Here is a 15314-nt window from a genome sequence, read left to right on the forward strand (position 1 = left end):
GGTTCCCACTCCGAGGAGTCCTCGTGTCGACGTCCCCTGCACCCCACGACTCCGCACAGCCCGCCACGCCCCTCGCCACCACCCCGACACCCGAGCTGCTCGCGCCCCCCGAGCTGACCTCCGCCACCTGGACCCGGGTCTCCGCCCGCCTCCTCGCCAAGGCCCTCGCCGAGTTCGCCTACGAGGAGATCGTCGAACCCGTCGCGGCCGACGACGGCGATCCCGGCCGTCACGCCCTCACACTCGACGACGGCACCACGCTCACCTTCCTCGCCCGCCGCGGCGCCTACGGCAGCTGGCGGGTCGACGCCGACTCGATCAGCCACGAGGGCCGGCCCATGACCGACCCCCTCGACTTCCTGGTCCGCGCCCGGGGACTCCTCCGGCTCGACGGCGCCACCCTCGGCCACCTCATCCGCGAACTCTCCGCGACCCTCGCCGCCGACGCCCGCCTCGACCGCACCGCATTCACCGCCGACCGGCTCGCCGATCTGTCCTACGCCGAACTCGAAGGCCACCAGACCGGCCACCCCTGGCTCGTCCTCAACAAGGGCCGCATCGGCTTCTCCGCCACCGACGCCGCCCGCTGGGCCCCCGAGGCGCGCCGCGCCACCCGACTGCCGTGGATCGCCGTCAGCAACCGCATCGCCGCCTACCGAGGCGTCGCCGGCCTCGAAACCCCCGACCGCCTCTACATCCGGGAACTGGACCCCGAGGTCCACGCCGCCTTCCGCGCCGAGCTCGCCGCCCGGGGCCACGAACCCGACGGCTACCTCCTGCTGCCCGTCCACCCCTGGCAGTGGGACGAGGTCCTGCTCCCGCTCTACGCCCCGGCCGTGGCCGCGGGCACCGTCGTCCCGCTCTCCGCCGACGGCGACGTCCGCCTGCCCCAGCAGTCCGTCCGTACGTTCCTCAACACCAGCCGCCCCGACCGCCACACCGTCAAACTCCCGCTGTCGGTGCTCAACACGCTCGTCTGGCGCGGGCTGCCCACCGAACGCACCGTCGCCGCCCCCGCCGTGACCGCCTGGGTCCACGGACTGCGCGACGGCGACGCGTTCCTGCGGGACGAGTGCGGAGTGATCCTCCTCGGCGAAGTCGCGTCCGTCACCGTCGAGCACCCCCTTTACGACCGGCTGCCCGAAGTCCCGTACCAGTACAAGGAACTCCTCGGCGCGATCTGGCGCGAGCCGCTCCACCTGCCTCCCGGCGAGCGCGCCCGGACCCTCGCCTCGCTGCTCCACACCGATCCGAACGGGCGGGCCTTCGTCGCGGAGCTCGTCGAGCGGTCGGGACTCGCACCCGCCGTCTGGCTCCAGCACCTCTTCGGAGCCCTGCTGCCCCCGCTGCTGCACTTCCTCTACCGGTACGGCACGGTCTTCTCGCCGCACGGCGAGAACGCGATCGTCGTCTGCGACGGCGAGGACGTCCCCGTGCGTCTGGCGATCAAGGACTTCGTCGACGACGTGAACATCAGCGCCCAGCCGCTCCCCGAGCACGACACCATGCCGGACGACGTCCGCTCGGTGCTGCTCACCGAGGAACCCGGCTTCCTCACCCAGTTCATCCATTCGGGGCTCTTCGTCGGTGTCTTCCGCTATCTCGCGCCGCTCTGCGAGGAACAACTCGATGTCCCCGAGACCGAGTTCTGGTCCCTCGTCCGCGCGGAGATCCTGCGCCACCAGGCACGCTTCCCCGAGCTGAAGGAACGCTTCGAGCTCTTCGATCTCCTCACGCCCCGGATCGAGCGGCTCTGCCTCAACCGCAACCGTCTGCACCTGGACGGCTACCGCGACCGGCCCGAGCGCCCGCACGCCGCCGTCCACGGGACCGTCCCCAACCCGCTCGCGTGAGGCCTGCGTGTGACCGGGCTGTCAGTGCCGCCCCGTAGGCTGGAAGCGCTATGACGAAGCCATCCCTCCCCGACCTCCTCCACGCCGCCGTCTCCGCCGTCGGCGGCACGGAGCGCCCCGGCCAGGTCACCATGGCCGAGGCCGTGGCCGAGGCCATCGACGACAATTCCCACCTCCTCGTCCAGGCCGGAACCGGCACGGGCAAGTCGCTCGGCTATCTCGTGCCGGCGCTGGCCCAGGGGGAGCGGGTCGTGGTCGCCACCGCCACGCTGGCGCTCCAGCGCCAGCTCGTCGAGCGCGACCTTCCCCGGACGGTCGACGCGTTGCATCCGCAGCTGCGTCGCCGCCCGCAGTTCGCCATGCTCAAGGGCCGGTCGAACTACCTCTGCCTGCACCGGCTCCACGAAGGAGTTCCGCAGGACGAGGAGGACGGCCTCTTCGACCCCTTCGAGGCGGCTGCCCCCTCCAGCAAGCTGGGCCAGGACCTGCTGCGCCTGCGGGACTGGTCCGACGAGACGGAGACCGGAGACCGGGACGACCTGACCCCGGGCGTCTCCGACAAGGCCTGGTCCCAGGTCTCGGTCTCCTCCCGGGAATGCCTGGGCGCGAGCAAGTGCGCGTACGGGGCGGAGTGCTTCGCCGAGGCGGCCCGCGAGCGCGCCAAGCTCGCCGATGTCGTCGTGACCAACCACGCGCTGCTCGCCATCGACGCCATCGAGGGCGCCCCGGTGCTCCCGCAGCACGAGGTGCTGATCGTCGACGAGGCCCATGAGCTGGTCTCCCGAGTCACCGGCGTCGCCACCGGCGAGCTCACCCCCGGCCAGGTCAACCGCGCCGTGCGCCGGTCCGCGAAGCTCGTCGACGAGAAGGTCGCCGATCAGCTGCAGACCGCAGCCGAGGGCTTCGAGCGGGTCATGGAGCTCGCACTGCCGGGCCGCCTGGAGAAGATCCCGGAGGACCTCGCCTACGCGCTGATGGCGCTGCGCGACGCGGCCCGCGCCGTGATCACGGCCCTCGGCTCCACCCGGGACCGGTCCGTGCAGGACGAGGACGCCGTCCGCAAGCAGGCCATGGCCTCCGTGGAGACGGTGCACGGCGTCGCGGAGCGGATCACCCAGGGCTCGGAGTACGACGTCGTCTGGTACGAGCGTCACGACCGCTTCGGAGCCTCGCTGCGGGTGGCTCCGCTCTCGGTCTCGGGCCTGCTGCGGGAGAAGCTCTTCACGGAGCGTTCCGTGGTCCTGGCCTCGGCCACCCTCAAGCTCGGCGGCGACTTCAACGGGGTCGGGGCCTCGCTCGGCCTCGCGCCCGAGGGCACCACGGGGGACGACCTGCCCGTCTGGAAGGGCATCGACGTCGGCTCCCCGTTCGACTACCCGAAGCAGGGCATCCTGTACGTCGCCAAGCACCTGTCGAGGCCCGCGCGGGACGGCGAGCGGGGCGACATGCTCGACGAGCTCGCCGAGCTGATGGAGGCGGCCGGCGGCCGCACGCTCGGCCTCTTCTCCTCGATGCGGGCGGCCCAGCAGGCGGCGGAGGATCTGCGGAGCAGGATTCCGGAGCTGCCCATCCTGCTCCAGGGCGAGGACACCCTCGGTGAGTTGATCAAGAACTTCGCCGCGGACCCGAAGACCTGCCTCTTCGGCACGCTGTCGCTCTGGCAGGGTGTGGACGTGCCGGGTGCCAGCTGCCAGCTGGTGGTCATGGACAAGATCCCGTTCCCGCGCCCGGACGACCCGCTGATGAGCGCGCGCCAGAAGGCGGTCGAGGAGGCCGGTGGCAACGGCTTCATGGCGGTCGCGGCCACGCACGCGGCTCTGCTGATGGCTCAGGGCGCCGGCCGGCTCGTGCGGGCGACCGGTGACCGGGGTGTCGTCGCGGTGCTCGACCCCCGTCTGGCCACGGCGCGGTACGGCAGCTATCTCAAGTCCTCGTTGCCCGACTTCTGGTACACCACGGACCGCAACCAGGTGCGGAAGTCGCTGGCGGCGATCGACGCGGCGTCGAAGGCGGCGAGCGACTGATCCCTGCCGTGCGTGCACGGCAGGGCCCCGGGACCGGCGCAGTGGGTCCCGGGGCCCGGTCAGAGCCGGCGAGGTGTCACACCCGCCGGAGCACCGCCACGACCTTGCCGAGGATGGTGGCCTCGTCACCGGGGATGGGCTGGTACGCGGCGTTGTGCGGGAGGAGCCAGACGTGCCCGTCCTCGCGCTTGAAACGCTTGACCGTGGCCTCGCCGTCGAGCATCGCGGCGACGATGTCGCCGTTCTCCGCGACGGGCTGGCGGCGGACGGTGACCCAGTCGCCGTCACAGATGGCGGCCTCGATCATCGAGTCGCCGACGACCTTCAGGACGAACAGCTCGCCGTCGCCGACCAGCTGCCGGGGGAGCGGGAAGACGTCCTCGACGGACTCCTCGGCCAGGATCGGGCCACCGGCCGCGATCCGGCCGACCAGGGGAACGTAGGACGCGGCGGGCTTGCCCGTGGTGTCCGTCGGCTGCGTGCTCGGCTGGTCCGAGCCGCGCACCTCGTATGCCCGGGGGCGGTGCGGGTCACGGCGGAGGAAGCCCTTGCGCTCCAGAGCCATGAGCTGGTGAGCCACCGACGACGTGCTGGACAGTCCTACGGCCTGGCCGATCTCGCGCATCGACGGCGGGTAGCCGCGCCGCTGGACCGAGTCGCGGATGACCTCGATCACCCGGCGCTGCCGGTCGGTGAGGCCGGAGCTGTCGGCCCTGATGCCTGGAGGTCGCCCGGGAAGGGCACGGGCGGGGCGCCCGGGCTCCTCGCCGTTCATGGCTGCGTCATTCATGGCGTGCACCGGCTCGAGTCGGCCCTGGGAGCGGTCCTGGGCGGTGATGGTGGCACTGTCTGCGGTGGTGGTCACGTCGTCGGCCCCTCTCGAATTTGTCTCCCTGGCTGGCACAACGGTAGTGGCTTTCGAAAGGTTGCGCCAAACACACGTTCGAGTGAAAATTCGCAGATTGCCTTACGCGTGTATGCGTGGGGGTGTATGAGTACCGTCACTCCGCAGCACCCCGCGAGCCCAATTCGGTCATTACGGTAGCCTTCGCCGCTGGGCCGCGGGCATCCGGTGTGCCCTCCCAGTGTCGCACCCGGGAGGGCCGGGCCGTGGGAGCGGGCGATCCGCGACACGCGCAAGGGTCGGAATCGCCCCTAACCCAAGATCTAGTGGTTGGATGGCATCGACCGCCCAGGGGTAGTGGTCCCCGGTCTGCCGGGGGCGCTCGCATCACCTATGCTGGAGGTCGCTTCGCAGGGCCTTGACGGGTTGGGCGAGGCTCATCAGTCGTGCCGTGAGGAGGGTCGGAAGCCATGCACTGCCCCTTCTGCAGGCACCCCGACAGCCGAGTCGTCGACAGTCGCACCACCGACGACGGGACGTCGATCCGACGCCGCCGTCAGTGCCCCGACTGCTCCCGCCGCTTCACCACGGTGGAGACGTGCTCGCTCATGGTCGTGAAGCGGTCCGGTGTCACCGAGCCCTTCAGCCGCACCAAGGTCATCTCGGGTGTGCGCAAGGCGTGCCAGGGGCGACCGGTCACCGAGGACGCCCTCGCCAAGCTCGGCCAGCGGGTCGAGGAGGCGGTGCGCGCCACCGGCAGCGCCGAGCTGACCACCCACGACGTGGGCCTGGCCATCCTCGGCCCCCTGCAGGAGCTCGACCTCGTCGCGTACCTGCGCTTCGCGTCCGTGTACAAGGCCTTCGACAGCCTCGAAGACTTCGAGACCGCCATCGTGGAACTCCGCGAGCGGTCTCCCGCCGAGAACTGCGGGACCGGGGCGACCCCTGAGGTCCCCGTTCCCGCCACCGCCGCCGACTGATCGGCGGTCCGGGCCGGCATCGGCCCGGCGATCGGCCGCCGAGCGGCCCGACAGACGTGCCCCGGGTGACCCGCGCGGTCCCCGTGGCAGTAGTACCGAAAGACGTACAGAAGACGGTGCCCTGGGACTTTCTGGGTGCCAAAGTGTGTTTTGCCCGTATATGGGAGGCGGCATGACAGAGACGGCGAGCGGCCCGGCACGTGGTTCCCGCAACAAGGGAGCCAAGTCGGCGAGCAAGGGCCTGCGTATCGAGCGCATCCACACCACCCCTGGCGTGCATCCGTACGACGAGGTGGCCTGGGAGCGTCGTGACGTCGTCATGACCAACTGGCGCGACGGCTCGATCAACTTCGAGCAGCGTGGCGTCGAGTTCCCCGACTTCTGGTCGGTGAACGCGGTCAACATCGTCACCAGCAAGTACTTCCGCGGAGCGGTCGGCACCCCGCAGCGCGAGACCGGTCTCAGGCAGCTCATCGACCGGATCGTGAAGACGTACACGAAGGCCGGCGAGGAGTACGGCTACTTCGCGTCGCCCGCCGACGCCGAGATCTTCGAGCACGAGCTGGCCTACGCCCTCCTGCACCAGATCTTCAGCTTCAACTCGCCGGTCTGGTTCAACGTCGGCACCCCGCAGCCCCAGCAGGTCTCCGCCTGCTTCATCCTGTCCGTCGACGACTCCATGGAGTCCATCCTCGACTGGTACAAGGAAGAGGGCATGATCTTCAAGGGCGGCTCCGGCGCCGGCCTGAACCTCTCCCGCATCCGCTCCTCCAAGGAGCTGCTCTCCTCCGGCGGCAACGCCTCCGGCCCGGTCTCCTTCATGCGCGGCGCCGACGCCTCCGCGGGAACCATCAAGTCGGGCGGCGCGACCCGCCGTGCGGCCAAGATGGTCATCCTCGACGTCGACCACCCCGACATCGAGAACTTCATCGAGACCAAGGTCAAGGAGGAGGAGAAGATCCGCGCCCTCCGTGACGCGGGCTTCGACATGGACCTGGGCGGCGACGACATCACGTCCGTCCAGTACCAGAACGCCAACAACTCCGTCCGCGTGAACGACACGTTCATGAAGGCCGTCGAGTCCGGTGGCACGTTCGGTCTCACCTCCCGCATGACGGGCGAGGTCATCGAGGAGGTCGACGCCAAGTCGCTCTTCCGCAAGATGGCCGAGGCCGCCTGGGCCTGCGCCGACCCGGGCATCCAGTACGACGACACGATCAACCACTGGCACACCTGCCCCGAGTCCGGCCGTATCAACGGCTCGAACCCGTGCAGCGAGTACATGCACCTGGACAACACGTCCTGCAACCTCGCCTCGCTGAACCTCATGAAGTTCCTCAAGGACGACGGCAAGGGCAGCCAGTCCTTCGACGTCGAGCGCTTCGCCAAGGTCGTCGAGCTCGTCATCACCGCGATGGACATCTCCATCTGCTTCGCCGACTTCCCCACCGAGAAGATCGGCGAGAACACCCGCGCCTTCCGTCAGCTCGGCATCGGCTACGCCAACCTCGGCGCCCTGCTGATGGCGACCGGCCACGCGTACGACTCCGACGGCGGCCGCGCCCTCGCCGGTGCCATCTCCTCCCTGATGACCGGCACCTCGTACAAGCGCTCCGCCGAGCTCGCCGCGGTCGTCGGCGCCTACGACGGCTATGCCCGCAACGCCGAGCCTCACCAGCGCGTCATGCAGCAGCACGCCGACGAGAACACCAAGGCCGTCCGCATCGACGACCTGGACTCGCCGATCTGGGCCGCCGCCACGGAGGCCTGGCAGGACGTGATCCGCCTCGGCGCCAAGAACGGCTTCCGCAACGCCCAGGCCTCGGTCATCGCCCCGACCGGCACCATCGGTCTCGCGATGTCCTGCGACACCACCGGCCTCGAGCCCGACCTCGCCCTGGTCAAGTTCAAGAAGCTCGTCGGCGGCGGCTCGATGCAGATCGTCAACGGCACCGTCCCGCAGGCCCTGCGCCGCCTGGGCTACCAGGAGGAGCAGATCGAGGCGATCGTCGCCCACATCGCCGAGCACGGCAATGTGATCGACGCCCCCGGCCTGAAGACCGAGCACTACGAGGTCTTCGACTGCGCGATGGGCGAGCGTTCCATCTCCGCGATGGGTCACGTCCGCATGATGGCCGCCATCCAGCCGTGGATCTCGGGCGCCCTCTCCAAGACCGTGAACCTGCCGGAGACGGCCACGGTCGAGGACGTCGAGGAGGTCTACTTCGAGGCCTGGAAGATGGGCGTCAAGGCGCTCGCGATCTACCGCGACAACTGCAAGGTCGGCCAGCCGCTCTCCGCGAAGAAGAAGGAGGACGAGAAGGCCGAGGTCACCGCGAAGTCCGAGGCGACGATCCGCGAGGCCGTCGAGAAGGTCGTCGAGTACCGTCCGGTCCGCAAGCGTCTGCCCAAGGGCCGTCCGGGGATCACCACCTCCTTCACCGTGGGTGGCGCCGAGGGTTACATGACCGCCAACTCCTACCCGGACGACGGTCTCGGCGAGGTCTTCCTCAAGATGTCCAAGCAGGGTTCGACCCTCGCCGGCATGATGGACGCCTTCTCCATCGCCGTCTCCGTCGGTCTGCAGTACGGCGTTCCGCTGGAGACCTACGTCTCGAAGTTCACGAACATGCGCTTCGAGCCGGCCGGTATGACGGACGACCCGGACGTCCGGATGGCGCAGTCGATCGTCGACTACATCTTCCGTCGCCTGGCGCTCGACTTCCTGCCCTTCGAGACCCGCTCCGCCCTCGGCATCCACTCCGCCGAGGAGCGTCAGCGCCACCTCGACACCGGCTCGTACGAGCAGGCCGAGGACGAGGTCGACGTCGAGGCCCTGGCCCAGTCCGCACCCCGCGCCCAGGAACTGAAGGCCGTCGCGGCCCCGGTCCCGGCCCCGCAGGTCGAGATCCCGGCCGCGAAGCAGGCGCACACCTCGGCGGAGCTCGTCGAGATGCAGCTCGGCATCAGCGCCGACGCCCCGCTCTGCTTCTCCTGCGGTACGAAGATGCAGCGCGCCGGCTCCTGCTACATCTGCGAGGGCTGCGGCTCCACCAGCGGCTGCAGCTGACCGCGAGCGGAAGCGCGTCCGGGGCGGCGGTGAGCAACTGCCGCCCAGGGCGCTGAGCCTCCTCTGAGAGAGGGCGTCGACCATCGGTCGGCGCCCTCTCTTTCGCGTGACGCGGCGGCTCTCGCGTAATTCGGGGGCGGCGGGGGTTCGCAGCTGCCTAGGCTCCGGCCATGCCGAGCCCGGAACTCCAGCGAATCCACGCCTTCATGTCCGCCTTCGCCCGCCGTCAGGCCGCGCGTGTCGTCGATCTACCCGGCGGGTTCGCCGCCTATGACGACGCCTTCTCGCATTCCCACGCGAACAATCAGGTCGTCATCGACACGGACGTCGACACCGAGGCGCTGCCCGCCCTGGCGGACGAGGCGCTGGGGCATCTGCCGCACCGCCTGATCTCCGTCCTGGACGACGCGACCGGAGCGGCGTGCGCGGAGTCGCTGGGCCGGGCCGGATACACGCACTCGACCCTGCTGGTCATGGTGCACGAGGGCCCGGTGCCGGCCGGTGGATCCGCCGAGGTGGTCGACCTCGACGCGCTGCGTGAGCCACTCGCCCGAAGGTGGCGGGGCTTCCTCCCGGACGTCGACGGCGAGGTCATCCGCCATCTCGTCGAACGGCGCGAGGCCCGCCGACGCGGGGCCGACGTCGTGCACTTCATCGGCTCCCGTACGGACGAGGGCGACGTCGCCTCCTGGGCCGATCTCTATCTGGACCCGGCGACCGGCACGGCGCAGCTGGAGGACCTGATGACGGCGGAGGACCACCTCAGGCGCGGCCATGCCGACGCCGTCGTGGCCACCGCCCTGAGGCTGGCCGCAGCCCAGGACTGTGGCACCCGCTTCCTGACCGCCTTCGCCGCGGACTGGCCGCGCCACTGGTACGAGCGCCGCGGCTTCTCCGTCATCGGCCGCACCCACTGCTTCGAACGAAGCTGAGCGAGCCCGTCAGGCCGGTTCGGAACCGAGGACCTTCGCGAAGGCGCGGGGGTCGGCGTCGAAGCCGCGGTTGATCGAGCGGTACGACCAGCCGTCCGTGCCGTCCCGGGTGAATTCCACGACCGTGGCCGACAGGGCCTCCGGTACGTCCGCGAAGTCGTGGGTCAGGAGGTCGGTGTACCCCTCGCGGATCCGTATGCCGGTGTTCGCTATGTCGCCGAAGACCAGCCTGCCGCCACCCTGCTGAACGGTCACACCCACCACCACGCGCGCGTAGTGCGGTGCGAGCCGGTCCAGCTCCAGCGTCATCGCCTCGTCGTAGCCGAAGCCCTGGCCCGTACGGCTGTCACGGTGGAGTGTGATCGTGCCGTCGGGGGAGCGGCTGCCGAAGTGCACCAGATAGACCGGGGATCCGTGCGGGTCGTCGGCCGTGAAGACACCGGCGACGAGATCCAGATCGTGGGCCGGCACACCCGACGGGGCAGGATCCCACTTGAGCGTCACCTCGACCTTCGCCACGCCCTTGTTGAGTCCGCTCACGGTGCTTCCCCTCTCCACGCACGCCCCCGCGTACGCCTCGCCTCTACCGTCGCCCCGCCACGCTCAAAAGCCCGTGGTCGCGGGGAGATTGCTCATGGTGTCATGGGCCTAGGACAGTGGACCCGGTGGTGGAGGGGGAGAGCGGTTTGTGGAGTGGTGACGAGCTGGATCTCGACGCTTATCTGGCTCGAATCGGCTACGACATCGGACGCGACGGGGAACTCTCCACCGATCTGCGGACGTTGAAGGCGGTACACCGGGCGCACGTCCGGTCCATTCCCTTCGAGAACCTCGACGTGGCTCTCGGCAGACCGGTCCCCCTGGATCTGAAGAGCCTTCAGGCCAAGCTCCTCGGCCGCCGCCGAGGCGGTTACTGCTACGAACAGAACTCGCTCCTCGCGGCGGCGCTGGAGCGGATCGGCTTCCGGGTGGCCGGGCGCGGAGCCCGCAACCGTACGCGCGGTGCGGCGCTGCTGCCCGTCACCCACGCGCTGCTGGTCGTCCAGGCGGAGGGCGAACAGTGGCTCGCCGACGCGGGGTTCGGCTGGCAGGGGCCCTTGGAGCCGGTGCCCCTGCGGGACGGCGCGCGCGTGGAGCAGGGCGGTTGGACGTTCGGGGTCGGGACCGAGGACGAGGGCATCCACGTCCTGCGCTCCCTGCGTCCGCACGGCTGGACCGATCTGTACGCGTTCTCCCCGCAGACCTTGTACCCGGGCGACTTCACGGTCATGAACCACTTCAGCTCCAGCCATCCGGAGTCCCGCTTCCTCGGCCAGGTCGTGGCACAGCAGCCGGGGACCGAGGTGCGCAGGGCTCTGGTGCGCCAGACGCTGACGACCATGGGGACGGACGGTGTCACCGAGGAACGGGTGGTGACCGTCGACGAGTTGGCGGCGACGCTGGAGACGGACTTCGGCATCGAGATCGACGACGAGGAGCGCGCGGGGTTGGAGCGAGTGCACGCGGCGGGAGTCTGACGCGCACTGCCGGGGCGCTCCCCGGGCCCGTACGATGGCGCGGTGCTGGTCAAGTGGATTCGCTGCACCGTGGTGGACCGTCGAGGGTTCGAGCGGGGACAGCGAAAATGGGCGGGGCTGCTCGGTGAGCCGGGATTCCGGGGCCAGGGCGGCGGGTGGAGCCGGGCGCGGCCGGATGTCGCCCACATCTTCGCGTTCTGGGAGAGCCGGGCCTTCTACGACTCGTTCATGGCGCGGTCGCACGATCGTCTGGCGGCCTCGCAGGTGGGCACGTACAAGGACATCCAGGTCAAGCTCTTCGACCACCGCTTCGACGTGAAGACGGGGTTCGAGCCGAAGTTCGCCGACGCCGATGTGGCACGGGTGGCGCACTGCCGTGTCCACGAGGACCGTGCCGAGCACTTCGCGCTCATGCAGGAGAAGGTGTGGAACCCGGCGATGGCCGGATCCCCCGGCATGCTGCGGGGCCTGTTCGGCGAGGCGCCGGGCAGCGAGTTCCTGGTGCTGTCGATGTGGCGGTCCGCAGCGGAGCACGGCAAGTACCGGGTGGAGCGCGTCGAGCGGCTCGGTCTGCGCGCCAGGACCGATGCCGACGTGGCGGCGCTGACCGGTGACGTGGTGCAGCTCGACGCGGCCTGGACCGTCTGAGAGCGCGCGGCTCCGCCGGTTCCACGCGCCGGGACCTACGCCGGATGGGCCCCGAGAGGGGCCTCGGTCGAGCCTCCCGCCGGCCCGCGATCTAGGGTCGGGGTATGGCACGACCGCGGCGCATCGTTCTCGTACGGCACGGAGAGTCCGAGGGCAATGTCGATGACACGGTGTACGAGCGCGAGCCCGATCACGCGCTCCGGCTCACCGAGACCGGGTGGCGACAGGCGGAGGAGACGGGGGAGCGGCTGCGGGACCTGTTCGGGGACGAGCAGGTCAGCGTCTACGTGTCGCCGTACCGCCGCACACATGAGACCCTCCGGGCCTTCCGGCTGCCCCGGGAGCAGATGCGGGTGCGCGAGGAGCCCCGCCTGCGGGAGCAGGACTGGGGCAACTGGCAGGAACGGGCCGACGTACGCCTGCAGAAGGCGTACCGGGACGCGTACGGGCACTTCTTCTACCGCTTCGCCCAGGGCGAGTCCGGGGCGGATGTCTACGACCGGGTCGGGGCCTTCCTGGAGAGCCTCTACCGCAGCTTCGAGGCGCCCGACCATCCGCCGAACGTCCTCCTCGTCACCCATGGGCTGACCATGCGGCTGTTCTGCATGCGCTGGTTCCACTGGACGGTCGCGGACTTCGAGTCCCTGTCGAACCCCGGCAACGCCGAGACCCACACGCTCCTGCTGGGCGAGGACGGCAGATACCGGCTGGACAGGCCGTTCGAACGCTGGCGTACCCCGGAACCGTACGGGCACACCGGATAGAGTGGCTGAGCGATGACCGCTGACTCCTCACTCGACCGGCGCTTCGACCGCGCCCTGGCCAGCCTGCGCGGGCTGTCCGTGGGAGACGCCCTGGGCTCCCAGTTCTTCGTACCCGCCCACTACCCCCTGCTGAAGCGGCGCGAGCTGCCGCCCGGCCCCTGGCAGTGGACCGACGACACCGAGATGGCCTGCTCCGTCCTCGCCGTCCTCGCCGGCCACGACCGCATCGACCAGGACGCCCTCGCCCTGTCCTTCGCGAACCACCACGACTTCGACCGGGGCTACGGTCCGGCGGTCAACCGGATGCTCCGGCTCATCAGGGAGGGCGGGGACTGGCGAGAGCTGTCCGCGGCCCTCTTCAACGGGCAAGGGTCCTGGGGCAACGGCGCCGCGATGCGGATCGCCCCGCTCGGCGCCTGGTACGCGGACGACCCGGAGCAGGCGACGCACCAGGCCGAGATCTCCGCGTACACGACGCACCAGCACCGCGAGGCCGTGGTGGGCGCGATGGCCGTGGCGGCCGCCGCCGCCCTCGCCGCCGACCCGGCCGGACCGCCCACGCCTGAGGCGCTGCTCGACGGGGTCGTCGCGCTGGTGCCGCGCAGCGCGGTCGGGGCGGGCCTGCGCCGGGCGCGCGACATGCTCGACTACGGGGACGCGGGCACGGTCGCCGCGGTGCTCGGCAGCGGCCGGCGGACCAGCGCGCACGACACCGTGCCCTTCGCCCTCTGGTCGGCGGCGCGGGCCCTGGGTGACTTCGAGCAGATGTTCTGGACGACCGCGCAGGTAGGCGGCGACGTCGACACGACCTGTGCCATCGCCGGGGGCGTCGTGGCCTCCGCGGCGGCCGGGACTCCGCCGGCCGAGTGGCTGCGGCAGACCGAGGATCTTCCGGGGTGGGTCCCGGACGGGTCGGCCGTCTGAGGCGGGCGATGTCCCCCGGCCCGGACAGGGGCCGGGGGACATCGGCGTATGCGGAGAAGTGCAGGGCGTACGGGCGTACGGCTCTGCTCAGGCGGGTGTGCCGCCCTCGTCAGGCCGCCGGGCCGGCCGCCTCCGCCCGGCCGCTGAGCGCCTCCAGGTCGCTCTTGCGGACCCGGATCACCAGCACCGCCGTGACCAGCGCGATCAGCACCATCCCGACGGCGGCGGTGAACGCCGAGGCGATGCCCGAGGTCAGCACCTCGTGGCCCCAGGGCGCGGGCAGCTCCCCCGTCTTCGCGAGCTCCGCCTGCTGCTCGGGCGTCGCGGTCGCGAGGAAGTCGGGTGCCTGCTTCTCGCCCTCCTCGCGGCTCGCGGTGCCGAAGACCGTGACCAGGATGGACAGGCCGAGCGAACCGCCGACCTGCTGGGTGGCGTTGAGCAGGCCCGACGCGGCGCCCGCCTCGTGCTGGGCCACCCCGGAGACGGCCGTGAGCGTGAGCGTCACGAAGTTGAGCCCCATGCCGAAGCCGAACAGGACCATCGGGCCGAGGACGGCGCCGGCGTAACTGCTGTCCGAGGTGATGAAGGTCAGCCAGAAGAGCCCGATCCCGGTGATCGCCGAGCCGCTCACCATGAACGGCTTCGGCCCGAGGACCGGCAGCAGCCGCTGCGCGAGCCCCGCGCCCGTGACGATCGCGACGGTCACCGGCAGGAAGGCGAGACCGGACTGGATCGGGCTGTACCCGAGGACGTCCTGGACCCACAGGACGATGAAGAAGAACATGCCGAACATGGCGGCCGACAGGCTGAGCATGATGACGTACGTGCCCGAGCGGTTGCGCTCGGCGAACATCCTCAGCGGGGTGATCGGCTCCTTGGCCCTCGACTCCACGAGTCCGAAGGCCACGAGGAGGGCCACGGCCGCGACGAACGAGCCGACGGTCAGCGAGTCCTTCCAGCCCTTCTCGGACGCGCTGATGAATCCGTAGACCAGCGCCGCCATGCCGAGCGTCGACGTCATGGCGCCCGCGATGTCGAAGCGGCCCGGGTGACGCTCGGACTCCGCGATGTAGCGCGGCGCGAGGAAGGCGATCAGCAGGCCGATCGGTACGTTGACGAAGAGGACCCAGCGCCAGTCGAGCCACTCGGTGAGCATGCCGCCGGCGAGCAGCCCGATCGCGCCACCACCGGCGGACACGGCGGCGAACACGCCGAACGCGCGGTTGCGCTCAGGCCCTTCGGGGAACGTCGTGGTGATCAGCGCGAGCGAGGTCGGCGAGGCGATGGCGCCGCCGACGCCCTGCAGAGCGCGCGCGGCGAGCAGCTGCCAGGGCTCCTGGGCGAAGCCGCCGAGCAGCGAGGCGAAGGTGAAGACGAGGATGCCGGCCATGAAGACCCGGCGGCGCCCCAGGATGTCTCCCGCGCGTCCGCCGAGGAGCAGCAGCCCGCCGAAGGTGAGCGTGTAGGCGCTGAGCACCCACGAGAGGTCGGTGGTCGAGAAGGAGAGCGCGTCCTGGATGTGCGGCAGGGCGATGTTCACGATGGTGGCGTCGAGGACGACCATGAGCTGGCAGGCGGCGATGACGGCCAGGGCGATGCCCGGTCGGCCTCCGGCGCGAGCAGGGCCGTTCTTGGTCTGTGTGTCCACCGGAGAAGTTGTCACTATGGATCCCCCACGGAAGAATTAGTGAACGCACCCGTTCACTGTTTTCCACGGTAGTGAGTCCCCCTCAGTGAACGCAACCGTTCACTGAGCGC

At 70.3% G+C, this 15314-nt stretch carries 12 protein-coding genes; 9 read left to right on the plus strand and 3 right to left on the minus strand.

Features of this window, described 5'->3' with window-relative positions; genetic code table 11:
* Positions 1-23 precede the first annotated feature (23 nt).
* On the plus strand, positions 24-1853 hold the full coding sequence (locus SGA01_RS08400) for an IucA/IucC family protein (RefSeq protein ID WP_371866011.1): 1830 nt from the start codon (positions 24-26) through the stop codon (positions 1851-1853).
* A gap of 50 nt (positions 1854-1903) precedes the next feature.
* Positions 1904-3877: an ATP-dependent DNA helicase gene (locus tag SGA01_RS08405; protein ID WP_141294859.1), complete on the plus strand. Its 1974-nt coding sequence runs from the start codon at positions 1904-1906 to the stop codon at positions 3875-3877.
* A gap of 76 nt (positions 3878-3953) precedes the next feature.
* Here the strand turns inward: SGA01_RS08405 and lexA are convergent, their stop codons facing one another.
* A complete protein-coding gene (gene lexA, locus SGA01_RS08410; RefSeq protein WP_024754934.1) occupies positions 3954-4742 on the minus strand; it encodes a transcriptional repressor LexA in 789 nt (262 codons plus the stop codon).
* 449 nt (positions 4743-5191) lie between these two features.
* On the opposite strand from lexA, the gene nrdR reads away from it, so the two are divergent.
* The 3 genes from nrdR (at position 5192) to SGA01_RS08425 (ending at position 9703) form a co-directional block, all read left to right on the plus strand.
* Positions 5192-5701, plus strand: a complete 510-nt coding sequence (nrdR, locus tag SGA01_RS08415) for a transcriptional regulator NrdR (protein WP_055640973.1) — start codon at positions 5192-5194, stop codon at positions 5699-5701.
* 172 nt (positions 5702-5873) lie between these two features.
* The gene (locus tag SGA01_RS08420) at positions 5874-8771 is read left to right on the plus strand and encodes a vitamin B12-dependent ribonucleotide reductase (protein WP_141294861.1); all 2898 of its coding nucleotides are present in this window, start codon (positions 5874-5876) and stop codon (positions 8769-8771) included.
* 170 nt (positions 8772-8941) lie between these two features.
* A complete protein-coding gene (locus tag SGA01_RS08425) occupies positions 8942-9703 on the plus strand; it encodes a GNAT family N-acetyltransferase (protein ID WP_141294863.1) in 762 nt (253 codons plus the stop codon).
* Between the two features lie 9 nt (positions 9704-9712).
* Here the strand turns inward: SGA01_RS08425 and SGA01_RS08430 are convergent, their stop codons facing one another.
* Positions 9713-10243, minus strand: coding sequence for a TerD family protein (locus SGA01_RS08430; RefSeq protein WP_141294865.1), 531 nt, complete (start codon positions 10241-10243; stop codon positions 9713-9715).
* A gap of 146 nt (positions 10244-10389) precedes the next feature.
* On the opposite strand from SGA01_RS08430, the gene SGA01_RS08435 reads away from it, so the two are divergent.
* From SGA01_RS08435 to SGA01_RS08450, 4 genes are all read left to right on the plus strand, one after another.
* On the plus strand, positions 10390-11220 hold the full coding sequence (locus SGA01_RS08435) for an arylamine N-acetyltransferase family protein (protein WP_229917974.1): 831 nt from the start codon (positions 10390-10392) through the stop codon (positions 11218-11220).
* Between the two features lie 42 nt (positions 11221-11262).
* A complete protein-coding gene (locus SGA01_RS08440; RefSeq protein ID WP_055640968.1) occupies positions 11263-11868 on the plus strand; it encodes a YdbC family protein in 606 nt (201 codons plus the stop codon).
* Positions 11869-11972: 104 nt separating this feature from the next.
* The gene (locus tag SGA01_RS08445; RefSeq protein WP_055640967.1) at positions 11973-12632 is read left to right on the plus strand and encodes a histidine phosphatase family protein; all 660 of its coding nucleotides are present in this window, start codon (positions 11973-11975) and stop codon (positions 12630-12632) included.
* A gap of 12 nt (positions 12633-12644) precedes the next feature.
* The gene (locus SGA01_RS08450) at positions 12645-13556 is read left to right on the plus strand and encodes an ADP-ribosylglycohydrolase family protein (RefSeq protein WP_141294869.1); all 912 of its coding nucleotides are present in this window, start codon (positions 12645-12647) and stop codon (positions 13554-13556) included.
* A 109-nt stretch (positions 13557-13665) separates the two neighbouring features.
* On the opposite strand, the gene SGA01_RS08455 is transcribed toward SGA01_RS08450, so the two are convergent.
* The gene (locus tag SGA01_RS08455; RefSeq protein WP_141294871.1) at positions 13666-15219 is read right to left on the minus strand and encodes an MFS transporter; all 1554 of its coding nucleotides are present in this window, start codon (positions 15217-15219) and stop codon (positions 13666-13668) included.
* Positions 15220-15314 lie beyond the last annotated feature (95 nt).

Origin of the sequence: Streptomyces gardneri (genome assembly GCF_006539185.1) — a bacterium.
GTDB classification, from domain to species: Bacteria; Actinomycetota; Actinomycetes; order Streptomycetales; family Streptomycetaceae; genus Streptomyces; species Streptomyces gardneri.